The following is a 25990-nucleotide window of genomic DNA, read 5'->3' on the forward strand; positions in this document are numbered from 1 at the left end:
GACCCGCACCCGCTAACGTGGGCAGGATGAGCGACCCGGCTACACCGCCCCGTTCCCTCGCGGAAGCGCTCCGCGTGCGGGACGACGCCTCCCTGGCCGTACTCCTGCGCAGCCGCCCCGACCTCATCACCCCCGTCCCCACGGACCTCACCCAGCTGGCGACCCGCGCCGGCACCCGGGCCTCCGTCGTGCGGGCCCTGGAGCGGCTGGACCGGTGCGCGTTGCAGACGGCGGAGGCGCTGGCCGTGGCGGCGGATCCGGCGACGTACGACGAACTGCTCGCGCTGATGGCCGGCGACGAGGGCGATCCGGCCGTCGCCGGGGCGCTGCCGCACGCCCTCGGGACGCTGCGCGAGCAGGCCCTGGTGTGGGGTGCCGACGACCGGCTGCGGCTGGTGCGTACGGCACGTGAGCTGCTGGCCCCCTCGCCGCAGCACCCGTCCCCCACCGGGCTCGGCCCGACCGTGCAGGAAGCCACCGCGGGCATGTCGCCGGGCCGTATCCAGGAGATCGTCACGACGGCCGGGCTGCCCTCGACCCATGACGCCGTGTCCGCCGTGTCGTCGCTCTCCGCCCTGTTCAGCGACCGGCGGCGGATGGCGGCCCTGCTCGCCGACGCCCCGGAGGAGTCCCGGGAGGTCCTCTCCCGCCTGGTCTGGGGGCCGCCGTACGGTCAGGTCACCGCGGACCCGGCCGCCCGTCTGCGCTGGCTGCTGGACCGCGGTCTGCTCCTCCCCACGGCGCCCGGCACGGTCGTACTCCCCCGTGAGGTGGCCCTGCACCTGCGGGCCGGCCGCGCGCACCGCACCACCGAGCCGTTGCCGCCGCCCGTCGAGGCGGCCGCGACGCACCGTCCACAGGTTGTGGACGGAACCGCGGCCGGTCAGGCCTACACCGCGCTGGCGACCGTCGAGGAGCTGCTGAAGGACTGGCACGAGGGCGGTCCGGCCGTGCTGCGGGCGGGCGGCCTGAGTGTGCGCGACCTCAAGCGCACCGCCGTCGCCCTCGACGTGTCCGAACCCCTGGCCGCCTTCTGGGTCGAGCTCGCCTACGCCGCCGGACTGCTGGCCTCCGACGGCGAGGCCGACGAACGGTACGCGGCGACCCCCGCCTACGACGAGTGGCTGGAGCAGCCCGCCGCACAGCGCTGGGCCCTGCTGGCGGAGGCGTGGCTGACGGCGACGCGCACGGCGGGCGTGGTCGGCGGACGGGACGCGAAGGACCGTACGTTGTCGGCGCTGGGCCCCGGCCTGGACCGCTCGGCGGCGCCGGAGGTACGGCACCGGGTACTGACGCTTCTCGCCGGTCTGCCCGAGGGTGCGTCCCCGTCCCCCGAGTCGGTCCTGGCCCGGCTGCGCTGGGAGCGTCCGCTGCGGGGACCCCAGCGGGACGACGACCTGCGCGGGCGCCTCGCCCAGTGGACGCTGAGCGAGGCGGAGATGCTGGGGGTGACGGGGCGGGGCGCGCTGTCCGCGCACGGGCGGGCGCTGCTGGGGGCGCGGCTGCCGGAACCTGCGGCCGAGGAGCCGGTCGGGCCCGGTGACAAGCTCCCCGTGCACCACCGCCCGACGCCGCCGCCCGAGCCCCTCTCCCGCACCGAGCAGGCCGCCGCCTCCGCCACGGCCGCCCGGCTCCTCGCCCCCCTCCTCCCCGAGCCGCTGGACCACGTCCTGCTCCAGGCCGACCTGACGGCCGTGGCACCCGGCCCGCTGCGACGGCCGCTCGCCGACATGCTGAGCGTGCTCGCGGACGTCGAGTCGAAGGGCGGCGCGACGGTGTACCGCTTCACGCCCGGCTCCGTACGCCGCGCCCTCGACGCCGGACGCAGCGCCTCCGACCTGCACGCCTTCCTCGCCGAGCACTCCCGTACGCCGGTGCCGCAGCCGCTCGCGTACCTGATCGACGACGTAGCCCGTAAGCACGGCCATCTGCGGGTGGGCGCGGCCTCGGCGTACGTCCGCTGCGACGACGACGCCGTACTGAACGAGATCCTCGCCGACAAGCGGGCCGCCGGCCTGCGCCTGCGCCGCCTGGCACCGACGGTGCTCGCCACCCAGGCGGACCCGGCCGCCCTGCTGGAGGGGCTGCGCTCGATGGGCTTCGCACCGGCCGCCGAGTCGGCGGAGGGCGACGTCCTGATCACCCGCGCCGACGCCCACCGCACCCCGCCGCGCACGGCCCCCGAGCCGGTCCCGGACGGCCCGCCGACGCCGGACGCCACCCTGCTGGCCGCCGCGATCCGCGCCATCCGCGCGGGCGACCTCGCCTCCACGACCCCCCGCAAGCCCAGCGCGACGGCCCCCGCGGTGACCGGCGGCGAACTGCCCCGCACCGCCTCCGCCGAGACCCTCGCCACCATGCAGGCCGCCGTCCTGACCGGCGAGGCGCTGTGGATCGGCTACGTCAACGCCGAGGGCGCCGCGACTCAGCGGGTGATCGCGCCGGTACGGGTCGAGGGCGGGTTCGTGACGGCGTACGACCACACCGCGGACGAGGTGCGGACGTATCCGCTGCACCGGATCACGGGCGTGGCGGAGCTGGCGGACGACCAGACCGACGACCAGATCTGACGTCCCGATCTGACGTCCCGATCTGACGTCCCGATCTGACGTCCAGGCCTGTGGCCCACTCGTTCGGGTGCACGCGGCGTTTCATGCACGCCACGCCCGGCTTTTCCAACTCCTGAGGGACCTTTGCGGCCTTTTGGCATCTCGTCGCGCGGCGCCGGGCAGCCACCCGGTGTCCTGATCACGCTCAAGTGAGCGCAACAGAGAGGTAGTTGTCCCATGCGCACAGCTCGTCGCCTTGCCACCGTCCTGGCCGCCGCAGCCCTGATGATGGGTGGCTTCACCACCCAGGCCTCAGCGGTCGGCGTCGACATCGCCGGGCTGGTCATCGAGACCCCACAGGTCTGACGCGACCGCAGCGCACCCTCGGGCCGGCCCCGCGTCCCAGGGCCGGCCCGCCCTCCGTACCGGAAAGGCCCGAATCCCCCATGCGTTCCAAGCGCGCCGCCCGCGCCCGTTCCGCCGCCGCCGTCACCGCCGTCCTCTCGGCGGCCGCGCTGGTCGCCACCCTCGCCCCCGAGGCCACCGCGGCCCCCTCCGCCCTGCCCCTGCCCCTCCCGGCGGCCGGCTCGGAGTCCCTGATCACCGAGGGCCTCACCATCGAGGGCCCCCTGGTCAACAACGTCAGTCTGCCCACGCTGAGGTAGCCCGCCGCATCCGATAGCTCTCCCCGTCGATCCGTACCAGCTCGGCGTGGTGGGCCAGGCGGTCCACCATCGCCAGGGCGGAGGGGCCGCCGAAGATCTCGTCCCAGCGGCCGAGGGGGCGGTCGCTGGTGACGATCAGGGAGGAGCGTTCGTAGCGGTGTGCGATCAGTTGGAAGAAGAGGCCGGCGGCGCCCGCGTCGAAGGGGGTGTAGCCGACCTCGTCGACGATCAGCACGGGGTGGTCGTCGAGCGCGGTCAGTTCCTCGGCCAGGCGCCCGGCGTCCCGTGCGCCGGCCAGGCGGGCCGCCCACTCCTCGGCGGTCGCGAACAGCACCGAGTGCCCGGCCTGGCAGGCCCGTACGCCGAGGCCGACGGCGAGGTGCGTCTTGCCGGTGCCGGGCGGGCCGACGAAGACCACGTTGCGGCGGGCGGTGACGAAGTCCAGCTTGCCGAGCCGGGCCACGGTCTCGCGGTCGAAGGAGTGGGGGTGGTCGGAGTCGAAGTCCTCCAGCAGCTTCCGGGACGGGAACCCGGCGGCGCGCAGCCGCCGCTCGGCGCTGGGCGCGTCGTCGTCGCGTGACCCGCCCTGGGCCGGGACGAAGACCTTCGGGGAGGGTGCCGCCTCGGGGGCGGGCTCCTGGTGGACCTGGTGAGAGGCGCGCTCGCTCTGCGCGGCCATCGGCCCCGACATGTACGCCAGGATCGCCGCCGACACGATGAACGCCATGTGGATCACCGTGCCCCACAGCAGCGCGTGCCGCGAGGTGTGGTGGACGTCCACGAACATCTGGAGCAGATGGACGGAGGAGATGCCCACGATGGCGGTGGCGAGCTTGACCTTCAGCACGTTGGAGTTCACGTGCGAGAGCCATTCCGGCTGGTCGCGGTGGCCCTGGAGGCCGATGCGCGAGACGAACGTCTCATAGCCGCCGACGATCACCATGATCAGCAGGTTGGCGATCATCACGACGTCGACCAGCTTGAGCACGGCGAGCATGACGTACGTCTCGGTCGCCCGCCCGGTCACACAGCGGAGCACTAAGGTCCACAGTTCGTTGAAGAACTTGTAGACGTACACCCCCTGGGCGGCGACGAGACCGAAGTACAGCGGGGCCTGCAGCCAGCGGGTGGCGAACAGGGCGTACCCGAGGGGGGTGGTCGTGGTCGGGGACGGGTCACGAGAGATGGCCTGCACGGTCGCATTCTTCGCAGCCTGCGCCGTCCAGGTGAAACCACGCCACTCACAGGAATGAAAAGACATCCTGTAGGACTCCGGAATCGATCAGGAATCGATCAGGCACACTGGACGTTTGGTCGGGTGGTCGAGCGGAAGGACTCACGCACGTGAACGGACCACTGATCGTCCAGTCGGACAAGACCCTGCTCCTGGAAGTCGATCACGAGCAGGCCGACGCGTGCCGTCGGGCGATCGCGGCGTTCGCGGAACTGGAGCGGGCGCCCGAGCACATCCACACCTACCGGGTGACGCCGCTCGGCCTGTGGAACGCGCGCGCGGCCGGGCACGACGCCGAGCAGGTCGTGGACGCGCTGGTGACGTACAGCCGCTACCCCGTGCCGCACGCGCTGCTCGTCGACATCGCCGACACGATGGACCGGTACGGCCGGCTGACGCTGAGCAAGCACCCGGCGCACGGCCTCGTCCTCACCACCACCGACCGCCCGGTCCTGGAGGAGGTGCTCCGCTCCAAGCGCATCGCACCGCTCGTCGGCGCCCGCCTCGACCCCGACACCGTCGCCGTGCACCCCTCCGAGCGCGGCCAGATCAAGCAGACGCTGCTGAAGCTGGGCTGGCCGGCCGAGGACCTCGCCGGTTACGTCGACGGCGAGGCGCACCCGATCGAGCTGCGCGAGGACGGCTGGGCGCTGCGGCCGTACCAGAAGCAGGCGGTGGAGAACTTCTGGCACGGCGGGAGCGGGGTCGTGGTGCTGCCCTGCGGCGCCGGGAAGACCCTCGTCGGCGCCGGGTCGATGGCCCAGGCGAAGTCGACCACCCTCATCCTCGTCACGAACACCGTCTCCGCCCGGCAGTGGAAGCACGAGCTGGTCAAGCGGACGTCGCTCACCGAGGAGGAGATCGGCGAGTACAGCGGGACGAAGAAGGAGATCCGGCCCGTCACCATCGCCACGTATCAGGTGCTCACCACCAGGCGGAAGGGTGTCTATCCGCACCTGGAGCTCTTCGACTCCCGCGACTGGGGGCTCATCCTCTACGACGAGGTGCACCTGCTGCCCGCGCCGGTCTTCAAGTTCACGGCCGACCTCCAGGCCCGGCGCCGGCTGGGGCTGACCGCGACCCTGGTGCGGGAGGACGGGCGTGAGTCCGACGTCTTCTCCCTCATCGGCCCCAAGCGCTTCGACGCGCCGTGGAAGGAGATCGAGGCGCAGGGCTACATCGCGCCCGCCGACTGCGTGGAGGTCCGCGTCAACCTCACCGACTCCGAGCGGCTCGCGTACGCCACCGCCGAGCAGGAGGAGAAGTACCGCTTCTGCGCGACGACCGCCACCAAGCGGAAGGTCACGGAGGCCCTGGTCCGCCGTTTCGCCGGGCAGCAGATCCTGGTCATCGGCCAGTACATCGACCAGCTCGACGAACTGGGCGAGCATCTGAACGCCCCGGTCATCAAGGGCGAGACCTCCAACGCCCAGCGCGAGAAGCTCTTCGACGCGTTCCGGGAGGGCGAGATCAGCGTCCTCGTCGTGTCCAAGGTCGCCAACTTCTCGATCGACCTCCCGGAGGCCACGGTCGCCATCCAGGTCTCGGGCACCTTCGGCTCCCGCCAGGAGGAGGCCCAGCGGCTGGGGCGCGTCCTGCGGCCGAAGGCCGACGGCCACCAGGCCCACTTCTACTCGGTCGTCGCCCGCGACACGCTCGACCAGGACTTCGCCGCCCACCGCCAGCGCTTCCTCGCGGAACAGGGGTACGCGTACCGGATCGTGGACGCGGACGAGATCCTCACGGAGCAGTAGGCGACCAGGAGGGCGAGGATCAGGAGCGCGTACGGCGACGCCAAGGGCTGCTGCCACCACGGCAGTCGGAGATCCAGGTCGCCCGCGTGCGGGAGCAGCCACATCGTGCGGGCCGCGAAGACCGCGACCACCGCGTACGCGAGTCGTGTACGGCCCTCCCCCAGGAGTACGGCGATCAGCGGGACGCACCACACCCAGTGGTGCGACCAGCTGATCGGCGAAACGAGCAGCGCGGTGAACGCCGTCAGGAGGACGGCGTGGCGCTCCTCGGCGGCCCGCGCCGCGAGCCACAGACCGGTGATCGCGGTCAGGGCGGCCGGAAGCATCCATGCCGCGCCCGGTACCGGGTCGCCCAGGGCCCGGGCGACCGTCCCCTGCAGGGACTGGTTGTCGACGATCCACGCCTTGCCCACGCGTTCCGTCTCGTAGAGGCGGCGGGTCCAGAAGTCGAGGCTCGCGGAGGGGAGCACGAGGGCGCCGAGCCCGACCGTCCCCGCGAACGCCGCCGCGGCCGTGCCCGCCTCCCGGTGCCGGCCGCGCACCAGCAGATACGCGATGAAGAGCGCCGGCGTCAGCTTGATCCCGGCCGCGACGCCGACCGCGGCACCTTTCCAGCGGGCGCCCGAGGGCCGGGTGAGGTCCCACAGGACCAGGCAGACCAGGGCGAGGTTGATCTGGCCGAAGAGGAGGGTCTGGAAGACCGGTTCGAACCAGAGGGCGAGGGCCGTGGCGGCGCAGAAGGCCGGGAGACGCGGGGTCAGGTGCGCGAGGCGGGCCGACAAGTGGACGAGTACGGCGAGCAGGAGCGCGTTGCCCGCCAGGAAGGTCGACTTGAGGGCGGCCGTCACGGGGATCAGAGCCGCCGGGACGAAGAGGAGGGCCGCGAAGGGCGGATAGGTCGCGGGGAGCTGCCATTCGGTGACGGTGAAGTCATAGAGGTGGCCGCCACCGCGGAGGACGGCTTCGCCTTCCGCCCGGTAGACCAGCGCGTCGGCCATAGGGATGCGCTGATGGAGGCAGAGGGCCGTGAAGGCCGTCAGCGAGAGGACGGAAACGGCGGGAAGGACGAGAAGAACATAGGGGGTTGCGGAGTGTGATCGGCGGGTCACGCGGTGACCCTAGGCGTCACTTGTGGCGGACGCCCGCCTCCTCGCCGTACTCACCGAGGATGATCACGTCGAAGGCCGCACCTGCGAACACCTTGACGGCACGCAGGGCTTCACCGAGGCGATGACGGTGGTTCCCCTGGAGCGCGGTCGCTCCGCGGGGGCCCACAGGGGCTGGGTGGATGGTTGCTGCGCTCATGTCTCCATGATGCGTTCGCGGACATAAAGCGGGCATCGGTCTACGGGCCGAAGCCGCCTACTGCCCGCGTACATCTCCGGACGGAGCGCATACCCCCAGGGAGGAGGGCCGCGTCCCCTAGGGGATGGAAGGCGCCAGATGTAGGGGCTGAACACGGGGTGAACCCGGGGGTGAATATTCGTTGGCGTTCGCCACCCCCGCTCACCTAAAATCTCCGCTCTTGCCTGCCTCCCCCGCGGAGTGCCGCCGTCCGGACGGAAACCGGTCGGCTCTCTCGATCACCTGCCTGTCACCCACCTGTAGGTCCCTCCGGAGGCACCCCCTTGTCCACGCCCGTCGACGACGCCCTCGACTCCCCCGACTCGCTCGACCCGCTCACCCGGGAGCGGTCCCACCTCGCCTCCTCCCGCTCCGCCCTGCGTGCCATGCGCGAGGACGTCGAGTCCCTCGACATCAGCGACGTCACCGCGAACTGGGTGAACGCCGAAGTCCTCGCCCGCCAGATGGACGAGCGCATCAAGGCGCTGGCCGACCTCAGCGACACCCCGCTGTTCTTCGGCCGGCTCGACTATCTGCACGCCCCCGGCGCCGAGGAGGCGGAGGGCGCGGAGGGCGAGCGCTTCTACATCGGGCGTCGGCATGTGCACGACGCCGAGGGCGACCCCATGGTCATCGACTGGCGTGCACCGGTGTCCCAGCCCTTCTACCGGGCGTCCAAGAAGGACCCGATGGACATCGCGCTGCGCCGCCGCTTCGGTTACACGGGCGGTGACCTCACGGCGTACGAGGACGAGCACCTCTCCGACCCCGCGGAGGCGGCCCGGACGAGCAAGCTGCTCCAGCAGGAGATCGAACGCCCGCGCGTCGGCCCGATGCGCGACATCGTGGCGACGATCCAGCCGGAGCAGGACGAGATCGTACGGTCGGGGCTCGGCGGGACGGTCTGCGTACAGGGTGGCCCGGGCACCGGGAAGACGGCGGTGGGTCTGCACCGGGTCGCGTATCTCCTCTACGCCCATCGCGAGCGGCTCGCCCGTACCGGCACGCTCGTCATCGGGCCGAACAAGTCCTTCCTGCACTACATCGAGCAGGTCCTGCCGGCGCTGGGCGAGTTGACGGTCCGGCAGGCGACGGTGGACGACCTCGTCGCCCACGTCGAGGTGCGCGGCACGGACGACGCGGCGGCCGCGGTGATCAAGGGTGACGCGAGGCTGGCGGAGGTGCTGCGGCGGGCCGTGTACGCGCACGTGACCATGCCGACCGAGGCGGTCGTCGTCGTGCGCGGGTCGCGAAGGTGGCGCGTCCCGGCGTACGAAGTCGAGGAGATCGTGGGCGAGTTGCTCGCCCGTGGCATCCGCTACGGCGCCGCCCGCGAGGCCCTTCCGCAGCGCATCGCGCATGCCGTCCTCGTCCAGATGGAGCGGTCGGGCGAGGCGCCGGACGACCGGGTGCAGGACGCGGTGGCCCGCAACAGCGCGGTGAAGGCGGCGGTCAAGGCGATCTGGCCGCCTGTCGACCCGGCGAGACTCGTCCTGCGACTGCTCTCGGACGCGGACTTCCTCGCCGTGCACGCGGAGGGTGTGCTGAGCGAGGACGAGCAGAAGACGATTCTCTGGGCGAAGCCGGCGCGCAGCGTGAAGTCGGCCAAGTGGTCGGCCGCGGATGCCGTGCTGATCGACGAGGCGAACGACCTTGTCGCGCGGACGCCCTCCCTGGGGCATGTCGTCCTCGACGAGGCGCAGGACCTCTCCCCCATGCAGTATCGGGCGGTGGGCCGCCGCTGCACGACCGGTTCGGCGACGGTCCTCGGGGATCTGGCGCAGGGGACGACTCCCTGGGCGACGCGCAGTTGGGACGAGGCGCTGGCCCACCTCGGCAAGTCGGAGGGGGTCATCGAGGAGCTGACGGCCGGCTTCCGCGTCCCGACGGACGTCATCACGTACGCCTCCCGCCTCCTCCCTTCCATCGCGCCGGGTCTGACGCCGGTGGCGTCGATCCGCGAGAATCCGGGGTTCTTCGAGGTCCGCCCCGCGCCGTCGGATCCGTCGGACCCGGAAGTGGTCGCCGCCTGCGACGAGTTGCTCCGCAACGAGGGCTCGATCAGCCTGATCGCCGCGGACGCCCGAATCCCGGCCCTCGCGGAGGCCCTGACCGAGGCGGGGATCCCCTACCTGGCCCCGGGCGAGGAGACCACCCGGGAAACCCGCCTCACCCTGGTCCCGGCGTCCCTCGCCAAGGGCCTCGAGTACGACTACGTCGTCCTGGACGAGCCCCAGGCAGTGGTGGACGGCGAGCCGGACGAGCGGACGGGGTTGCGGCGGCTGTATGTCACCCTCACGCGGGCGGTGTCGGGGTTGATCGTGGTGCATGGGGCGCCACTGCCGACGCAACTGGCGTGACGGGGCGGTCGGCTCGGGCGTGGTGAGGTCTCGTGGCGGACTGCGGGCGGTCGGTGGCTGGTCGCGCCCACGCGGCGGAGCCGCACATCGACACAGCCCCGCGCACCTAAGGCGTCGCTGCTGACGTCCGCTGCGAGTCGCAGGCGATCTGCCGCCCGGCCCGCGTAGCTGCGGGCCGTCGTGCCGCTGGGGCGGCGCCCGTCCCACAGAAGGGCGGCACCCCGTCAGCGCCGGGCTGCGCGACCCACCCCCGCCAGCCCCACACCGGGTGCCTACGAAACCCCGTCCAGCACAGCCCGCCACTCGGCCACCGCGGCAACGGACACCGGCCCGCCCCACCCCTCCGGCCGCGCCGCCCCGCCGATGTGGAAGGCGTCGATGCCGGCGCTCACCAGCGTCGGCACATGGTCGAGCCGCAGCCCGCCCCCCACCAGGATCCGCTGCTCATATCCCGGCTCCCCACCCCGCGCCGCCTCCGCCAGCAGCGTGGAGAGCCCGTCGTCAACCCCGTCCCCCGACCCGGCCGTGAGATACGTGTCCAGCCCCGGCATCCCGTCCAACTGCTTCCGCAGCGCATCCCGGTCGGCAGCCCGGTCGATGGCGCGATGGAAGGTCCACCGGCACCCGTCCAGCTCCCCCACCACCCGCTCGACGGCCTCGACGTCCACCCCTCCCGCAGCATCGAGGAACCCGAGCACGAACTCCTCGGCCCCCACGTCCCGCAGATCCCGCGCCGCCCGCACCACCCGCTCGACGTCCCCCACCGCGAACCCGTCCGCCAGCCTCAGCATCACGCGCAGATCGATGTCGACGGCGGCACGGATCCCGGCGAAGGTCTCGACCGGCGGGGTGAGCCCGTCGGCCGCCATGTCGGTGACCAGTTCGAGCCGGTCCGCACCCCCGGCCTGGGCGGCGACCGCGTCCTCGACACCGAGGGCGATCACCTCCAGGACTGCACGCTTGCTCATGGGACCCCATTCCTCGGCATTCGACGGCGACGACCACTGAAAACGACTACAGGTCTAGTCCAATCCAGGGTACGCCTGCCCCACCGGAGATCCGCTCAACCCCTCACCCCGCACCGACCCGCCGGTCACCCGAAGACGTTCAGCTCACCCGCCTCCGCCCCCGCCAGCTCATACGCCGCCCCCTCCACCGGCCGCCCCGCACAAAGCCGTACGAGCGTGGCGGCGTCCCCGATATAGCGCGCCGGGGGCCGCGGAGCCGTCGGGTCGCCCAGGCGGAGCGGCTCGTCGACGTCGTCGAGGTCGGCGTGGAGGGGGGTATGGCGCCGTTCCCGGGTGAGCCAGGCGAGCAGGCGGAGCGCGTCGGGGAGCCCGGCACCCGCATACGCCCCCGGCTCACCGAGCACCTCCCGTACGTCCCCGGCGTGCACCCACTCCCCCAGCGCGATGCCGTCCAGCGCCCCGCCCGCCTTGGCGATCACCGGCCCCGCCTCGGTCATCCCGCGCTCCAACTCGTCGACGACCTGCGCCGCGGTCCAGTCGGCGCGCTCGGCGATGTCCCGGTCGTTGGACTCGGGCGAGAACACGCCCTCCTCGAACCGGTTCTCCACCACCCGCATCAACGCGGCCGAACAGTGCGCCAGCACATCCCGCACCGACCACCCCGGACACGCGGCCGTCGGCAGGGCGAAGTCCGCCTCCGGCCTCGCCCGCAACAGCGGAACCAGCGCATCCCGCTCGACCACCAGCAACCGCCCCGGCAGCTCGGGATCCCGTACGTCGTGCACGTCAGCAGAAGTCATGACCTCCACGCTAGGCGCTCCGCTGCGAGCACAGTGAGGAAACGCGGGCCGGAGCGGGGGTGCGGAGCGGGGGCGCCCGCCCGCGCGGCGGGGCCGTACAGCGATCCGGCCCCGCGACCCTCATGGGCCGGCACTACCGCACCGCCGGAAACTCACCCCTACCCGCGAGAATGACGCCATGGCCGATCTCCCCGCCCTGCGCACCCGCTTCGCCCAAGCCCTGAACGCCGCCCGCTCCCCCGCCACCACCCCCGACCCGGTCCCGTACGCCGACAACCTGCTCACCCGCTGGCAGGAACCGCAGCGCCGCTACCACACGCTCACCCACCTCACCGCGGTCCTGGACCACATCGACGAGCTGGCCGGGCACGCCGGCGACCCGGACGTCGTACGGCTCGCCGCCTGGTTCCACGACGCGGTCTACCTCCCCGACCGCTCGGAGAACGAGGAGCGCTCGGCCCGCCTGGCCGAGCGCGCCCTGCCCGAGGCCGGCGTATCCGCGGAGCGGACCGCCGAGGTGGCCCGTCTGGTCCGCCTCACCACCAGTCACGCCCCGGCCCCCGACGACCACGACGGCCAGGTCCTCTGCGATGCCGACCTCGCGATCCTCGCCGCGCCGCCCTCCGCGTACGCCGCCTACACGGCCGCCGTCCGCGAGGAGTACCACTTCGTCCCGAACGACGCCTTCCGCGAGGGCCGCGCCGCGATCCTGCGGCAACTCCTCGCCCTGCCAAGCCTGTTCAGCACGCCGTACGGGCGGGAGAAGTGGGAGGCCACCGCCCGCTACAACCTCTCCTCCGAGCTGGAAATGCTGTCGCCCTGACCAACCCGTCGCCGTAGCCTGCTCAGCATGCGAGACATAAGCGGGGAACGCGTACAACAGGCCGTCGCAAGCTGCGTAGCGCTGCTGCGAACGGTGGCGGACCGGGACTGGACAGCCGTCAGGGCCGGGCGGCTGGAGTGGGACTGCCACGCCACCGCGTTCCATATCGCCGAGGACCTCATCGCCTACGCCGCCAACCTGGCCGGACGTGCGCGGGACGACTACGTCCCGTTCGAGATCACCCTGGACGACGGCACCGACAACAACGGCCTGATCCACGTCATCGAGACGACCGGCGCCCTCCTCACGGCCACCGTCCGCACCACACCCCCCGAGGTGCGCGCCTTCCACCCGTACCCCTTCCGCAGCGCGAACCGCGAGGGCTTCGCCGCGATGGGGGTCGCCGAGGTGCTGCTGCACACGCATGACATCGCCGAGGGATTCGGGGTGGCGTACGAACCGCCCGCCGAACTCCCCGAGTTCGTCCTGACCCGGATCTTCCCGCACGTCCAGCCCCGCCCCGGCCCCGACCACTGGCGCACCCTGCTCTGGGCCACCGGCCGCGGCGACCTGCCCGGCCGGGAGCCGGTCACCGAGTGGCGCTGGCGCAACAACCTCGTCATCCCCGCCGACCGCCTCACCCTCCAGGGCGTCCACCCCGCGGCCGCCGCCGATCTGAGCGCGGGCGGCGACGGCGGGTTCACCTGGATCGTGGGCGGTCCCTTCGAGGGGACGAGGGAGGCGGCCGGGATGGTGCTGAAGGCCCGCGAGGCGGGTGTGCACCGCCCCGAGTTCGGCCTGTTCGTCCTCGTACGGAAGGAGGACGGCCTCGCGGTCGGCGGCATGGGCTTCCACGGCGCCCCCGACGAGGAGGGCCGGGCGGAGGTCGGCTACGACCTGGTGGAGGGCGCCCGCGGCCGCGGCTACGCGAGCGAGGCGCTGAGCGCGCTGTCGGAGTGGGCCCTGGCCAGGGACGACGTACGGCTCCTCCGCGCCACCGTCGAGGCCGACAACCTCCCGTCACAGGGCGTGGCCACGCGAGCCGGGTATGTGCGGGCGGTGCACGAGGAGTCCGACATGGAGGGGACGCTCCAGCTCTACGTCCGCGGGGGACGGCGGCCCGCGGCCTAGCCTGAGGCCATGTCGTTCACCGACGAGGAGATCGCCTACCTCACCACGAACCCGCTCGCCCGCCTCGCCAGCCTCTGCGCGGACGAGCAGCCCGACGTCGTCCCGGTGGCCCTGGAGTTCGACGGGACCCACTTCTGGGTCGGCGGCCCGCGCGCGGAGGTGCTCGGCACGCGCAAGTTCCGCAATGTCGCGCACGGCCGCGACAAGGTGGCCTTCGTCGTGGACGACCTGGTCTCCCTCGAGCCGTTCGTCGCCCGCGGCATCCGCGTGTACGGCGTCGCGGACGGCCCCGTGGAGCGCGTCGGCATGGTGGGCCCCGGCCACTACCTGCGCATCACGCCGACGCTCTCCTGGAGCTGGAACCTGTCGGACCCGCCCCGGCCGGCCGGGGACACCTGGTACCCCACCCGCCGAACCGACCACGGCCAAGGGTGACGGCGACACCCATGAGGTGACCCAGCTCACATCCGCCCATGTCACATCCCGCCGAGCCGTTCCGTCATAGCTGTGTAACCAACGACAACGGCCAAGGAGTTCACCATGGGCGCCCGTTTGAACGTCTTCGAGATCCCGTCCGCCGGCAAGGTCATCAAGCACATCACCTCGGCCAGCAAGGTGGTGCACGACTCGCCGCTGCCCGTCATGACCCAGCACCTGGTGACCCTCCGCGCCAGCCAGATCAACGGCTGCGGCTTCTGCACCGACATGCACAGCAAGGACGCCGTCGCCGCCGGCGAGGACTGGCTGCGCCTCAACCTGGTCGCCGCGTGGCGGGAGGCCACCTGCTTCACCGAGGCCGAGCGCGCCGCCCTGGAGCTGGCGGAGGAGGGCACCCGGATCGCGGACGCGGCCGGCGGCGTCTCGGACGAGGTCTGGGAGAACGCCGCCAAGCACTACGACGAGGAGCAGCTCGCCGCCCTGGTGTTCCTGATCGGCCTCATCAACGCCTTCAACCGGATGAACGTGATCATCCAGCAGCCCGCCGGCGGCTACCAGCCCGGCCAGTTCGCCTAGGCCCTGACAGTCACTTCCCGCCCGGCCGCGAGCCGCACCACCTGAGCCGCAACACCCGAGGCCGAGGGGGCGCTAGCCGTTCGCCCGCCCCTTCGGCCTCCGCAACCCCGCCCCCTGCAACAACCGCACCACCTCACGGCTGCTGACCTCCACCGCCCCGGCCCGCACCACGTCGGCGTACCGATGGGACGGGATGTCGTAGTGATCCCGCTCGAAAGCCTTTCGCGGTACGCCCAACTCGTCGGCGAACGTGTGCAGTTCGTCGAACGACACGTCACTCACGAGGTGCGACCACATCCGCCCGTGCCCCGGCCAGGTCGGGGGGTCGATGTAGATCGCCACGGCGTCACGCGCTCCCTGACAGGGGCGGCGTCCCGCCCGGGCCGGCCGAGCCCAGCGCTCCCACCGCCGCGACCTTCACGCCCGCCTGGTGGCACACCCAGTGCGGATCGGGCCCCAGCTCCGGCTCGACCTCCAGCGCGTGCGGATCGCCGGAGCCGCACACCGGGCACAGCGGCCAGCGACCGTACCGGTCCAGCAGCGCGTCCTGTACATCCTGGGCGACCAGCCCGGCCACGTAGTCCACGCCGTCCGGCCACTGCTCCACCCACCAGCGCCGCTGTGCGACGGACTCCTCGACCAGCGAGACGACGTCCGCCTCGGCGGCCGCGTCCGCGACCAGGTCGGCGAGCACGAGGGCGCGGGCGGTGTGCAGCGCCTGCTCCAGCGGACTGATGGGTTCCATGCACCCATTGTGCGCACTCTTGACCACGACTCGGTGTTGAAAATACCTTTCAAGGGTGACCCGTGAAGTGAAGGAAACTTTCGGCCGCGCGGGCGGCGCGACGGGGGCAGCCCCGGCACCCGCCGCCCTCGCCGCCAAGGTGCGTACGCTCGCCCCGTCGATGACCCGCTCCATGCAGCGCGTCGCCGAGGCCGTCGCGAACGACCCGGCGGGCTGCGCGGCCCTCACGGTCACCGGCCTCGCCGAACTCACCGGCACCAGCGAGGCCACCGTCGTCCGCACCGCCCGCCTCCTCGGCTACCCCGGCTACCGCGACCTGCGCCTCGCCCTCGCCGGCCTCGCCGCCCAGCAGCAGTCGGGCCGCGCCCCCGCCATAACGACCGACATCGCGGTGGACGACCCCATCGCGGACGTCGTCGCCAAGCTCGCCCACGACGAGCAGCAGACCCTCGCCGACACCGCCGCCGGCCTCGACACGGCCCAGCTGGGAGCGGCCGTGTCCGCTGTCGCCGCGGCCCGCCGCATCGACGTGTACGGCGTCGGCGCGAGCGGGCTGGTCGCTCAGGATCTGACCCAGAAGCTGCTGCGGATAGGGCTGATAGCCCACGCGCACAGCGATCCGCATCTCGCCGTGACGAACGCGGTGCAGTTGCGGGCGGGTGACGTCGCGATCGCCATCACGCACTCCGGGTCCACCGGTGATGTGATCGAGCCGTTGCGGGTCGCGTTCGAGCGCGGGGCGACGACGGTTGCGATCACCGGGCGGCCGGACGGGGCCGTCACTCAGTACGCCGACCACATCCTTACGACGTCGACGGCGCGGGAGAGCGAGTTGCGTCCCGCGGCGATGTCGTCCCGGACCAGTCAGCTTCTTGTGGTGGACTGCCTGTTCGTGGGGGTGGCACAGCGGACGTACGACACGGCGGCGCCTGCGTTGTCGGCGTCTTATGAGGCGCTGGCGCATCGCCATCGCAGATAGGACCGCAAGCCCGACTGTTCGTGGGACTTGGCGGGTCGCGTTCGGACAGCACACCGGAAACCGGAAAGAGCCGCCCCCCCTCATGACTTCTGCATCCAACGCCCGTGATCTCCGCGCCGAGTTGGAGACCCTCACCACCGAAGCCTTCCGCCCCGAGCTCGCCGAGATCGACCAGCTTCCCACCCTCGACATCGCCCGGCTCATGAACGGCGAGGACGCGTCCGTCGCCGCCGCCGTCGCCTCTCGTCTCCCCCAGATCGCCGCCGCCATCGACGCGACCGCCGACCGGATGGCGCGGGGCGGGCGCCTCGTCTACGCCGGCGCCGGTACGGCCGGTCGCCTCGGCGTGCTCGACGCGTCCGAGTGCCCGCCCACCTTCAACACCGCCCCCTCCCAGGTCATCGGGCTCATCGCGGGTGGCCCGGAGGCGATGTTGACGTCGGTGGAGGGTGCCGAGGACTCCGAGGAGCTGGCCCGGGCCGACCTGGACGCCCTCGTGCTCGGCCCTGCCGACACGGTGGTCGGCATCTCGGCCTCCGGGCGGACGCCGTACGCGATCGGGGCGGTCGAACACGCCCGTGCGCTGGGCGCGTTGACGATCGGTCTGGCCTGCAATGCGGGTAGCGCGCTGGCGGCGGCGGCCGAGCACGGCATCGAGGTCGTCGTGGGGCCGGAGTTGCTGACCGGCTCGACGCGGCTGAAGGCGGGCACGGCTCAGAAGCTGGTTCTCAACATGCTGTCGACGATCACGATGATCCGTCTGGGCAAGACGTACGGGAACCTGATGGTCGACGTCCGCGCCTCCAACGACAAGCTGCGGGCCCGGTCCCGCCGTATCGTCGCCCTGGCCACGGGAGCGGACGACGCCGACATCGAGCGGGCCCTGACGGCGGCCGACGGTGAGGTGAAGGCGGCGATCCTGGTGCTGCTGGCAGACGTGGACGGGCCCACGGCCGCCCGTCTCCTGGAGGCGTCGGGCGGCCACCTGCGCGCCGCGCTGGCGACGGCTACCTGACCTTGCGCCGGTAGCCGGTCACCTTCGCGATCCACTTGATGAACTCGCCGGGGTCCTGGTCCGCCCCGTGCCCAGCGTCCCGGGCCGGCCCGACCACCACGAGGGTTCCACCGGGGGCGACCACCCCCTCCTCCGCCCTCACCGCCAGCAACCGGGCAAGCTCCCCGGCACCGCAGCCGACGTCGAGGGCGGTGCCGAACCGGCGGGGCAACTGCCGCAGGGGCCATGGGTGGTAGTGGGCGTTGTGGTCCCAGGGGTGAGCGGCGTTGAAAATGCTCGAGCGCCTTCAGCAGGCGGTGCGGCAGGATCGTCACGAGGCCAAGTCCACCAGAGGGGGAGACAGCGGATGACGGCGACGACTTTCCGTATCGGCGGCGACCTGGAGGTACGGCGGCTCGGATTCGGGGCCATGCATCTGCGCCCCGACACCGACGAGGCCCGCACCGCCCACCTCGCGCTCGCCCGCCGCGCCGTAGAACTCGGCGTCACGCTGATCGACACGGCCCACATGTACGGCTGGGGAGCGAACGAGGATCTCCTCGCGGAGGCCCTGTACCCGTACCCGGACGGGCTGGTGATCGCGACGAAGGTCGGCATCCGCCACACCACCACGGGAGAGGGCTGGCGGCACGCCGGCGAGCCCGCCGACCTCCGTGCCCAGGTCGACGAGGCGCTGGGGCGGCTCCGGCTGGAGCGGATCGAGTTGCTGCAGCTCCACCGTCTCGACCCGGGGGTTCCCCTCCCCGAGCAGCTCGGTGCCCTCCGTGATCTGCGGGACGAGGGCAAGCTGGGCCGGATCGGGCTGTCCGAGGTGACGGCCGCCGAGCTGGCGCAGGCCCGGGCCGTCGTGGACATCGCGAGTGTCCAGAACCGCTACAACCTCCTCGACCGTGAGCACGAGCCCGTGCTCAGGGCCTGCGAGGCGGCGGGCGTCGCGTTCCTGCCGTGGCGGCCGGTGGCGGCGGGGCGGTCGGGGGCGAGGGAGGAGATCGCCGCGGTGGCGAAGGAGGTCGACGCGACGCCGACGCAGGTCGTCCTGGCCTGGCTCCTCGCCCACTCCCCGGTGATCGTCCCGATCCCGGGCACGACGAGCGTCGCCCACCTGGAGGAGAACCTCGGGGCGAACGCCGTGCGCCTCACCCGGGAGCAGTACGAACGCCTGGCCGGTCTGCCGGAGGGCTCCTGAGGCCGGGGCGCCCGAAGGCGCCCCGGATGTACAGGAATCGCTCCACGAGACCGCCGCGTGAGCGATACGGTGCCTATCGGCCTGTCAGCCAGTCGATCAGCGCCCGGGTCGCACCGGAGATGATCCCGCCGACGACCAGACGGATCGCGGTCTTCGCCTTCTTTGCGTTCGACTCCCGGCGTGGGGTGTGGGACATGGCGTCCTCCGTACCTCGAAGTTGCGGTGTGGACAGGCCTGTGGGAAGGAAGCCAAGCAACAACGGCGGGTGTGGACGGGTTTCCGGAACAGACCCGAACCACGGGGCCGAACTCCCTGGTCGGCGCGGGGTTTCGGGGCGACCGTTCCGAACGGTTCCGAACCCCCGCGCGGCAACGGCGAGGGGAGCGGCGTGCCCAAGGCGGTGGTGACGCCTCAGCAGAGGTTCGCGGACTGGCTGGCCCAGCTGCGCGACGCGGCGGGGAGGCCGTCGTACACACGGCTGTTGGCGCACAACCGGACCGCCGCCGCGACGCTCCGCGGGAAACTGAGCCGGGCGGGCATCAGCATCTTGCTGAACGGCAACTTCGTACTGCCGCCCAGGCCGGTGGTCCTCGAAGCGTTCGTGGACGCCTGCCGCGCCTGCGCCCTCGAGGATCACGGCGTGGTGCGCCCGGAAGTCGCCCGGCACCTCGGTCGCGAGCTGTGGCGCGGACGGCATTCCTGGCTGGTCGAGGCCCTCGACCCCCTCACTGGCCGCGGGCCCGCGGAACCCGCCCAGGCATCGGTCGAGGACGGGGAGCGGGCCGTTCGCGACGCGGTCGACGACAGGCCGCCCTTCACGGAGAACACCCTCCACGACCGCTACGGGGCGACACGCGGCGCCTTCGAGAGGTACCACTCCGTGGTTCTCGACCGGGAACAGGACCTGCGCGCCCTGCTCGACGCCGTACACGGCCCAGGCGCCTACCACGTGATCGAAGCGCCCGCCTTCGCCGGCAAGACGGCCTTCATGGTCGAGCTGTACCGGCGGCTCCGCGCCCAGGGCTGCCCCACCGCCGTGTTCTACGTGGTGGACCGCTTCGCGAACCGCGCGCAGGACTTCCTGGAAGCCGTCGTCGGCCAACTCATCGACGCCCTGCCGTCGAACGAGGTGATCGCCGCGCCCGAGGAACGCCCCGCCCAGTTCACGAGATTGTGGAGCGAGTTCACCGCTCTGGGCACCGCGGAGCGTCCGGCCGTCCTCCTGGTCGACGCGCTCGACGAGCAACTGGGCACGGACGGGATCAGCCAACTCCTTCCGGTGCACCTCTCCGGCCGCCACGCCCATGTCGTCGTCGCGACCCGGAGCCTGCCCGACTTCCGGGCCGCGGTACCACGGCACCACGCGCTGGCCACCTCCCTGGTGAGCGTCGTACCGCTGACGCCCAGCCCGCACGCCGAGGCCAAGAGCGACGACGCACACCGCCACCTCGCGGACTGGCTGTCGTCGTCCGACCCGGTCCCCGAGCGCATCGCGACCCTGCTGTGCGTGGCGGAGGCGCCGCTGACCCGGCACGATCTCGCCGATCTGCTCGGGCTGAGCGTCGGCCAGATCGCCCGGCACCTGCACGGCGTGGAGCGGTGCCTGCTGCCCCTGGCCGTCGAGGCGGGGGGAATGGGCTACCAGTGGGCGCACGTCACGTACGGCGGTTTCGTCGACGAGTGGGTGGGCGGCGGGCGCTACGCGCAGGAGGTTCACCACGTGCTCGCGTGGGCCGAACGGCACGCGGAACGCGGTTGGCCCGAGACGACACCGCCGTTCCTCCTCCACGGCCTCCACCAGTTCCTGCGTACGCATCGCGATCTCGCGGGGCGGAACCGTCTGGTGGAGCTGGTGACCACCACGCGCCGACAGCGCCTGCTGGCGACGTACGGGCACGACGGCATGTTCCTGGAGACCATCGCGTGGGCGCGTGAGGAGGTGCGCGAGACCGGGGGTGACTCGACGGACGCCCTCGAACTGCTCTTCAAGCTCGGCCTTCACCAAGTGGCGGCCACGGCCGGCACGGCCCATCTGCCGAAGGGGCTGCTCGGGCTCCTCGTCCGCTCGGGGCAGCGGAACCAGGCGGAGGGGATCGCCCTCTGCGTCGAGGAACGCTACCGCGCGCGTGCCATGGCCGAGGTGGCCGAAGCGCTCGTCGACATCGGGGCCGGGGAACGAGCTGCCGAGATCGCCTACCAGGCCTGGAAGTTCGCCCCCCTGCACCAGGACCCGTACTGGCAGCTCGACGCCCTGCAGGCCTGTGCGCGGGCCGCCCGGCGAACGGGGGCGGCCGTCGCGCCGCCTACGATGGACAGCTACCTCGGCAAGGACGACCAACGGCTGCACATCGGCTGCGCCAAGTACTTCCTGGAGTTAGGCGAGCCGGAGCAGGCACGGGCGGCGCTCGACCGGCTCTTCACCTACGAACAGACGCATGCCGAGATCTACGCATGGGCGTTGGCGGACGCCGCCGCCGTACTGGGCGCGCTCGGCGATCTCGACGCGGCGGTGCCCGTCCTCCAAAGGGCCCTGGCCGCGGAACAGAACGCCTTCTCCTACGGAGGCGGCCAGGGCGTGGCCCGGATCGGCCAGGTCGTCCGGGCCCTGGTACGCGCGGGGCGCGTCGAGGAGGCGGCGGGTATCGCCGCCTCCATCAAACACAGCGGGGACTACCTGCGTGCGAACGTCCACGGCATGCTGATCGACGCCCTGCTGGACGACGGCGGTCTCACCCGGGCGGAGAAGGTGCTGGAGCACGAACTCGGCTTGGCCGAGTCCTTGCACCACGACGAGACACGGCTGGTGGCGTTGATGTATCTGAGGGCGGCCCAGGCCCACGGGGGTTTCGGGGACGTCCGGGAGATGGAGCGGCTGGTCCAGGCAGTGGACACCCTCGACTACCCGGAGTGGGACGCACTCGGCGCCGCACTGGTGGCACTGGGTGAGGGGTTCCTGGCGGCCGGTCGCCAGGAGGAAGCGGTCGAGGTGGCCCGGCAGGCGCTCGCCGGGAGCGGATACGAGCACCTCCTCTTCCTCGATGGCACCCTCAAGGCCTTGATCACCGCGTCGATCGAGGCGGGTGACTTCCAAGGAGCGCGCCGGGCGGCCGAGGCGGAGGCCGTTCCGCACTGGCGAGAGGACCTGCTGCGCCTGGTCGAGTACGCCGAAGCCGTCGCCGGACGTCCCCTGCCCGCCTCGGCATACCTGCAATGGCCGATCGAGGAACTCGCCCGGCTGGCCGTCGCCCTGACGACCGAGGGCGGTAACGCTCCCCTCGCACACACCCTTGCGTACGCCGTCATGTCTCAGGTGGGCCTGGTGGATCACCTGTCGGACCCATTCGAGGACAGGGCGGACTGGGCCGCCGCCCTCCTCGCCCTCGAGGTGCTCCAGCGCATCGACGGCGTCGGCCACTGGGCGGACGTGGCGGCCGGGATACGGTCTGCGACCCATCGTGCCGAGGCGCTCGCCACGCTCTCACGATGTTGCCGCGCGACGGACGTCGCCACGGCCGACACGCTGCTCCGGACAGCCGTCGAAACGGCGAGCCGGCTGGGAGACCGCGACCTCCGCGTGTCCGCACTCTGCGCGGTGCTGACGGCCGCCGGTTCCCTGACGGAGTCGCATCCCTGCGTCGCCCGGGCGTTGACGGTGCTGCGGCAGACGATCGGCCGTCCGACGGAGACGGCCGACATCGAGCTCAGGGCCTCCACGGCCGTCACACTGAGCCGCGTCGGCCTGCGCGAGCAGGCGCGCCGCATCGCGCTCGACGCGTACGAGATCTACGCGGCCACGGCGCGTCCCCCTGATGGCCGGCGCGACGGAGACGGCCACCGGCTCTGCGACGCCCTCACCGATACGGGGCTGTACGACAAGGCACTCGACCTCGCCGAGAGCCTCGCGGCGCCCTTCCAACTCGCCGGGATCGCGAAAAGGTGCACCGAGGCCGGCGACCGGCGGACCGCGGGCCGAGCGGCAGAGCAGGCACACGCCGCCTGGCTGGCCGGCGGCTGGGGTTCCCAGCTGGCGGAGTCCCTCATTTCGGCGCTGCTGGACGCGGGGCGCGCGGACCTCGCCACGTCTCTGTTCCTGGAGTGCGAGGACGACGCCGAAGGAGACGAAGTCGTCCACGTCTTCTTCCGTGGTCTGGTCATGAACGGACATGCGAGTGAAGCACTGTCCATGGCCTGCGGCCTCAAGCTGATCTCCTGGCGGGCCGCGGCCCTGGTCGGCTGGTGCTCCGCGCCGACCTGGCCACCCGAGATGCGCCGCAGACTGCTACGACTGCTCCAGGACCTCGTCATGAGCTCATGACGCTCAACGCGGCAGTCTCCCCTCCCGGTTGACCTGCCGGACCCGCGCCAACAGCTCCTCCTTCGTCGGCGCGGGCTCCACGGGCTCGCCCCGCAGCACCGCCGCGAGCCGCTCCGCGGTGCGGACATTGCAGCGCCCCAACTGGACGAGCGCGAATGGCTCGTCACTGGCGCCGGTGACCGGATCCACGCACAGGGAGGGCAGTACGACGCCCACACCCCTGAGCGCCTCCCGCAGGGACACCACGATTTCCTCGGTCGACCGCACGTTTGCTTCACCTCTCCACGCAGAGTTCACTGTTCGCGACACAGCGTGGCGGTCACGGCCCTAACCTGGCCAGACAGCGGACACCAACATCTGCGATGTTCGACCGGGAGCTGCCATGCCGGGACCCAAGAACCTCGACCCGTCGTCATCGCCCCGCGCACTGCTCGGGGCGGAATTACGTCACGCCCGCGAGAGGAAGGGCCTCAGCCAGGAGGCCCTGGGCCTGAAGCTGTTCGTCAGCGGGACGTTCGTGGGCCAACTGGAGGCGGGGACCCGGCGGTTGCGGCCCGATATGGCTCGCATGATCGATGAGGTGCTGGGGACGGGCGGGTTCTTCGAGCGGAACTGTGCGGCGGCGGCCAAGTCGAAGTATGAGGACCACTTCGCCGAGGCGGCGGAGGCCGAGGCGCAGGCCACGGCGATCAGGCAGTACGCCCCGCTCCTGATCCCCGGGCTGCTGCAGACACCCGCGTACGCACAGGCCGTGAACCGCGCGTACGACCCGACAGCGGCGGAAGAGACCATTGAGGAATGGACGGCAGGCCGGATGGAGCGGGTCCGTCTGCTGGACCATCCAACAAAGCCTTTGTTGTGGGCGGTGCTTGACGAGGCGGCGTTGCGCCGGGTGACGGGTGGTCGAGCGGTGATGGCGGAGGCCCTGCGCCACATCGCGAGCCTGGCCCGCCGGAACCGGGTCGTCGTGCAGGTACTGCCATTCAGCGCGGGAGCTCATGCGGCGATGCAAGGCGCCCTGAAGCTGATGGAGTTCGAGGGCGCCCCTCCGCTGGCCTTCTACGAGGGGGTGAGCAACGGACGATTGGAGGATGACCCGGCCACGGTCACCCAACAGAAGTTCAGGTTCGATTTCCTCGTCGCCTCCGCACACTCGCGGGAGAAGTCCCTGGCCCTGATCGAGGCGTTGGCGCAGGATTACGCCCATGAGGAACACCCCTGACTGCGACCTGAGCGCGGCCACCTGGCACAAGTCGAGCTACAGCCAAGGCGGTAGTGACTGCCTCGAAGTAGCCGAAGGCCACCCCACCCTCGTCCCCGTCCGCGACTCCAAGACCCCCCACGGCCCGAAGCTCATATTCCGAGCACCGGCCTGGGCGGCCTTCGTCAATGCGGTCAGGATCTGACCTCATTGCCCCCTAGCGTGGCTGTCATGACTGAGACCACGCACACCAACGAGCGCGCCGACCTCCTGGAAGCACTCGCCAAGCAGCGGCACTTCCTGCGCTTCACCACCCGCGACCTCACCGACGAGCAGGCCGGGCGGCGCACCACCGTCAGTGATCTGTGTCTGGGCGGTCTGATCAAACACGTCACGTCGGTGGAACGGAGCTGGGCCGCCTTCATCCAGGACGGCCCGTCGGCGATGCCCGACTTCACCGCCATGACCGAGGCCGACTTCGCCAAGCGGGCCGACGAGTTCCGGATGCTGCCCGGCGAGACGCTGGCCGGCGTGCTGGCGGAGTACGAGGAAGTGGCGCGCCGGACCGACGAGTTGGTGACCACTCTGCCCGACCTGAACGTCACCCATCCGCTGCCCAAGGCCCCGTGGAACGAGCCCGGGGCTCGAATGTCGGCCCGCAGGGTGTTGATGCACATCGTCGCCGAGACGGCCCAGCACTCCGGCCACGCCGACATCATCCGCGAGGCCCTGGACGGCGCGAAGAGCATGGGCTGACGCCCCGAAAAGACGCGGCCCGAAGCTCAAGCGGCCAGCCCCGAGCCCTCTTTGCAAGGAATGGTTGGAGGGCCTCAACCCGCCCACCCACCCCGCGAGTTGACTTGACGCGTTCGGCTTGCCACGCACAGTTACGATCGTCTAGCGTGCCCGAATAACGAACAGCCCCCGCCAGGTGCTACCAACACCTGCGGGGGCTTAACCAACGAGATCGAAGACTGATGAGGACCGATCCCATGGCTGAAGCCAAGCTTAGTGCTGCCTCCCTGTCCGCGCACGCGTCCCCGCACCCCATGGCCAATCCGGGCTACGGCAAACGCAGCGCCCCGGACCAACGCCCCCGCGCCGCCCACGACTTCGCCGCGCTCCCACCCCGCGAAGCCGCCATCGCCGCGTACATCGACCGCCTCCCCGACGGCGCCGACATCTCCGTAAAAACGCTGGCCAAGCAGCTACCGTACGGCCAGTGCGCCCTCCGCACCGCCCTCAACAACCTCCAGCGGGCAGGCCACTTGCGCCGGGGCCGCGAACGGATCACCGGCGAGGGCAGCTCGCGATGGATCACCCGATCGTGGTTCACCCGCACCGCGCGCGATGACAACTGGTGGGCGACGTTCGCCCGGGGCGACGTACCGCAGGAGCCCCCGGACCACCCCCGCCCGACCCGCTCCCGCGCGCACATCCTGCTCGCCGCCCTGGGCCGCGAGACCCCCGCCCTCTCCCTCTCCGAGGCCGACTGCGCTGCCCTCGCCCCGCTGGTCACCGCCTGGTACGCCCGGGGCGCCACCGACACGGACGTGCTCCGCGCCCTGACGACCGGCCTCCCCACGCCGGTCCACCACCCGGCGGCCCTCCTCCGCCGCCGCCTGACCGACAAGCTCCCACCCGAACCCGCACCGGCCCCGCGCCCTCCCCGCCGGATCCTGGAGTGCGCGGAGTGCGGGGTCCCCGGCCGCCCGGAGGCCCTGCCCGGCGGCATCTGCGGCGCGTGCAGAGGCAAACGCGCCCCCGACCGCACTCACACACCCCTGCACGCCTCCGTAATCCACGCCCGGGCGGCAGAGATTCGTGCCGCGATGTCCGTACGACGGCACGAAAGGACACTCGCATGACAGCGCCCACGGCCCGACGGCACCACCCCGGGGCACGAT

At 71.8% G+C, this 25990-nt stretch carries 25 protein-coding genes and 2 pseudogenes; 17 read left to right on the plus strand and 10 right to left on the minus strand.

Annotation, left to right across the window (positions count from 1 at the left end; genetic code table 11):
- Positions 1–26: 26 nt before the first annotated feature.
- The 3 genes from ABIE67_RS21435 (at position 27) to ABIE67_RS21445 (ending at position 3214) form a co-directional block, all read left to right on the plus strand.
- Positions 27–2570: a helicase-associated domain-containing protein gene (locus tag ABIE67_RS21435; RefSeq protein WP_370259846.1), complete on the plus strand. Its 2544-nt coding sequence runs from the start codon at positions 27–29 to the stop codon at positions 2568–2570.
- A gap of 216 nt (positions 2571–2786) precedes the next feature.
- Positions 2787–2915, plus strand: a complete 129-nt coding sequence (locus ABIE67_RS21440; RefSeq protein WP_279616927.1) for a hypothetical protein — start codon at positions 2787–2789, stop codon at positions 2913–2915.
- A gap of 80 nt (positions 2916–2995) precedes the next feature.
- Positions 2996–3214: a hypothetical protein gene (locus ABIE67_RS21445; protein WP_370259848.1), complete on the plus strand. Its 219-nt coding sequence runs from the start codon at positions 2996–2998 to the stop codon at positions 3212–3214.
- Here the strand turns inward: ABIE67_RS21445 and istB are convergent.
- Positions 3192–4409, minus strand: a complete 1218-nt coding sequence (gene istB / locus ABIE67_RS21450) for an IS21-like element helper ATPase IstB (protein ID WP_370259850.1) — start codon at positions 4407–4409, stop codon at positions 3192–3194. The two genes, ABIE67_RS21445 and istB, sit on opposite strands and share 23 nt — an antisense overlap.
- 149 nt (positions 4410–4558) lie before the next feature.
- Here istB and ABIE67_RS21455 point away from each other — a divergent pair, with 149 nt between their 5' ends.
- Complete coding sequence (locus tag ABIE67_RS21455; RefSeq protein WP_370259852.1) at positions 4559–6202, plus strand: DNA repair helicase XPB; 1644 nt, start codon at positions 4559–4561, stop codon at positions 6200–6202.
- On the opposite strand, the pseudogene ABIE67_RS21460 reads toward ABIE67_RS21455, so the two are convergent.
- Positions 6202–7311 (minus strand): annotated as a pseudogene (locus ABIE67_RS21460) (glycosyltransferase 87 family protein); the annotation flags it as partial. The gene ABIE67_RS21455 and the pseudogene ABIE67_RS21460 sit on opposite strands and share 1 nt — an antisense overlap.
- Positions 7312–7327: 16 nt before the next feature.
- Positions 7328–7507, minus strand: coding sequence for a hypothetical protein (locus ABIE67_RS21465; RefSeq protein WP_370259854.1), 180 nt, complete (start codon positions 7505–7507; stop codon positions 7328–7330).
- A 323-nt stretch (positions 7508–7830) separates the two neighbouring features.
- On the opposite strand from ABIE67_RS21465, the gene ABIE67_RS21470 reads away from it, so the two are divergent.
- Positions 7831–9906 carry a UvrD-helicase domain-containing protein gene (locus ABIE67_RS21470; protein ID WP_370259856.1) on the plus strand — a complete coding sequence of 692 codons (2076 nt, stop codon included), beginning with the start codon at positions 7831–7833 and terminating at the stop codon, positions 9904–9906.
- A 272-nt stretch (positions 9907–10178) separates the two neighbouring features.
- Here the strand turns inward: ABIE67_RS21470 and ABIE67_RS21475 are convergent, their stop codons facing one another.
- Together ABIE67_RS21475 and ABIE67_RS21480 are read right to left on the minus strand one after the other, a co-directional pair.
- Positions 10179–10874, minus strand: a complete 696-nt coding sequence (locus ABIE67_RS21475) for a copper homeostasis protein CutC (RefSeq protein ID WP_370259858.1) — start codon at positions 10872–10874, stop codon at positions 10179–10181.
- 125 nt (positions 10875–10999) lie between these two features.
- Positions 11000–11674: a maleylpyruvate isomerase family mycothiol-dependent enzyme gene (locus ABIE67_RS21480; protein WP_370259860.1), complete on the minus strand. Its 675-nt coding sequence runs from the start codon at positions 11672–11674 to the stop codon at positions 11000–11002.
- A gap of 178 nt (positions 11675–11852) precedes the next feature.
- Between ABIE67_RS21480 and ABIE67_RS21485 the strand changes: the two genes are divergently transcribed.
- From ABIE67_RS21485 to ABIE67_RS21500, 4 genes are all read left to right on the plus strand, one after another.
- Positions 11853–12497 carry an HD domain-containing protein gene (locus tag ABIE67_RS21485; RefSeq protein ID WP_370259862.1) on the plus strand — a complete coding sequence of 215 codons (645 nt, stop codon included), beginning with the start codon at positions 11853–11855 and terminating at the stop codon, positions 12495–12497.
- Positions 12498–12524: 27 nt separating this feature from the next.
- Positions 12525–13628, plus strand: a complete 1104-nt coding sequence (locus ABIE67_RS21490) for a GNAT family N-acetyltransferase (protein ID WP_370259864.1) — start codon at positions 12525–12527, stop codon at positions 13626–13628.
- Between the two features lie 9 nt (positions 13629–13637).
- Positions 13638–14063 (plus strand): PPOX class F420-dependent oxidoreductase, encoded by a 426-nt coding sequence (locus ABIE67_RS21495; RefSeq protein WP_370259866.1) that lies wholly within the window; start codon positions 13638–13640, stop codon positions 14061–14063.
- A gap of 105 nt (positions 14064–14168) precedes the next feature.
- Positions 14169–14642: a carboxymuconolactone decarboxylase family protein gene (locus tag ABIE67_RS21500; RefSeq protein ID WP_370259868.1), complete on the plus strand. Its 474-nt coding sequence runs from the start codon at positions 14169–14171 to the stop codon at positions 14640–14642.
- Positions 14643–14714: 72 nt separating this feature from the next.
- Here ABIE67_RS21500 and ABIE67_RS21505 read toward each other — a convergent pair whose 3' ends face one another.
- The gene (locus ABIE67_RS21505; RefSeq protein ID WP_370259870.1) at positions 14715–14984 is read right to left on the minus strand and encodes a DUF4031 domain-containing protein; all 270 of its coding nucleotides are present in this window, start codon (positions 14982–14984) and stop codon (positions 14715–14717) included.
- A gap of 4 nt (positions 14985–14988) precedes the next feature.
- On the minus strand, positions 14989–15387 hold the full coding sequence (locus ABIE67_RS21510; protein WP_370259872.1) for a hypothetical protein: 399 nt from the start codon (positions 15385–15387) through the stop codon (positions 14989–14991).
- 55 nt (positions 15388–15442) lie between these two features.
- Between ABIE67_RS21510 and ABIE67_RS21515 the strand changes: the two genes are divergently transcribed.
- Both ABIE67_RS21515 and murQ read left to right on the plus strand, forming a co-directional pair.
- Positions 15443–16366: a MurR/RpiR family transcriptional regulator gene (locus ABIE67_RS21515; RefSeq protein ID WP_370259876.1), complete on the plus strand. Its 924-nt coding sequence runs from the start codon at positions 15443–15445 to the stop codon at positions 16364–16366.
- 82 nt (positions 16367–16448) lie between these two features.
- Positions 16449–17381, plus strand: a complete 933-nt coding sequence (murQ, locus tag ABIE67_RS21520; protein WP_370259879.1) for an N-acetylmuramic acid 6-phosphate etherase — start codon at positions 16449–16451, stop codon at positions 17379–17381.
- 127 nt (positions 17382–17508) lie between these two features.
- On the opposite strand, the pseudogene ABIE67_RS21525 reads toward murQ, so the two are convergent.
- A pseudogene (locus tag ABIE67_RS21525) lies at positions 17509–17695 on the minus strand (SAM-dependent methyltransferase); the annotation flags it as partial.
- Positions 17696–17727: 32 nt separating this feature from the next.
- Here ABIE67_RS21525 and ABIE67_RS21530 point away from each other — a divergent pair.
- Positions 17728–18567 carry an aldo/keto reductase gene (locus tag ABIE67_RS21530; RefSeq protein ID WP_370259881.1) on the plus strand — a complete coding sequence of 280 codons (840 nt, stop codon included), beginning with the start codon at positions 17728–17730 and terminating at the stop codon, positions 18565–18567.
- A 73-nt stretch (positions 18568–18640) separates the two neighbouring features.
- Here ABIE67_RS21530 and ABIE67_RS21535 read toward each other — a convergent pair whose 3' ends face one another.
- Positions 18641–18763, minus strand: coding sequence for a hypothetical protein (locus ABIE67_RS21535; RefSeq protein ID WP_370259883.1), 123 nt, complete (start codon positions 18761–18763; stop codon positions 18641–18643).
- A gap of 192 nt (positions 18764–18955) precedes the next feature.
- Between ABIE67_RS21535 and ABIE67_RS21540 the strand changes: the two genes are divergently transcribed.
- A complete protein-coding gene (locus tag ABIE67_RS21540) occupies positions 18956–22882 on the plus strand; it encodes a hypothetical protein (RefSeq protein ID WP_370259885.1) in 3927 nt (1308 codons plus the stop codon).
- Between the two features lie 3 nt (positions 22883–22885).
- Here the strand turns inward: ABIE67_RS21540 and ABIE67_RS21545 are convergent, their stop codons facing one another.
- Positions 22886–23149, minus strand: a complete 264-nt coding sequence (locus tag ABIE67_RS21545) for a hypothetical protein (protein ID WP_370259887.1) — start codon at positions 23147–23149, stop codon at positions 22886–22888.
- Between the two features lie 115 nt (positions 23150–23264).
- Between ABIE67_RS21545 and ABIE67_RS21550 the strand changes: the two genes are divergently transcribed.
- The 4 genes from ABIE67_RS21550 to ABIE67_RS21565 all read left to right on the plus strand — a co-directional run bounded on the left by ABIE67_RS21550 (position 23265) and on the right by ABIE67_RS21565 (position 25951).
- Positions 23265–24104 carry a Scr1 family TA system antitoxin-like transcriptional regulator gene (locus ABIE67_RS21550; RefSeq protein WP_370259889.1) on the plus strand — a complete coding sequence of 280 codons (840 nt, stop codon included), beginning with the start codon at positions 23265–23267 and terminating at the stop codon, positions 24102–24104.
- A complete protein-coding gene (locus ABIE67_RS21555; RefSeq protein ID WP_370259893.1) occupies positions 24088–24288 on the plus strand; it encodes a DUF397 domain-containing protein in 201 nt (66 codons plus the stop codon). Before ABIE67_RS21550 ends, ABIE67_RS21555 begins: the two co-directional genes overlap by 17 nt.
- Before the next feature lie 26 nt (positions 24289–24314).
- Positions 24315–24839 (plus strand): DinB family protein, encoded by a 525-nt coding sequence (locus ABIE67_RS21560; protein WP_370259895.1) that lies wholly within the window; start codon positions 24315–24317, stop codon positions 24837–24839.
- A 236-nt stretch (positions 24840–25075) separates the two neighbouring features.
- Positions 25076–25951: a hypothetical protein gene (locus ABIE67_RS21565; protein ID WP_370259897.1), complete on the plus strand. Its 876-nt coding sequence runs from the start codon at positions 25076–25078 to the stop codon at positions 25949–25951.
- The last annotated feature ends 39 nt before the right edge of the window (positions 25952–25990 follow it).

It is taken from the genome of Streptomyces sp. V4I8 (assembly GCF_041261225.1).
Lineage (GTDB): Bacteria > Actinomycetota > Actinomycetes > Streptomycetales > Streptomycetaceae > Streptomyces.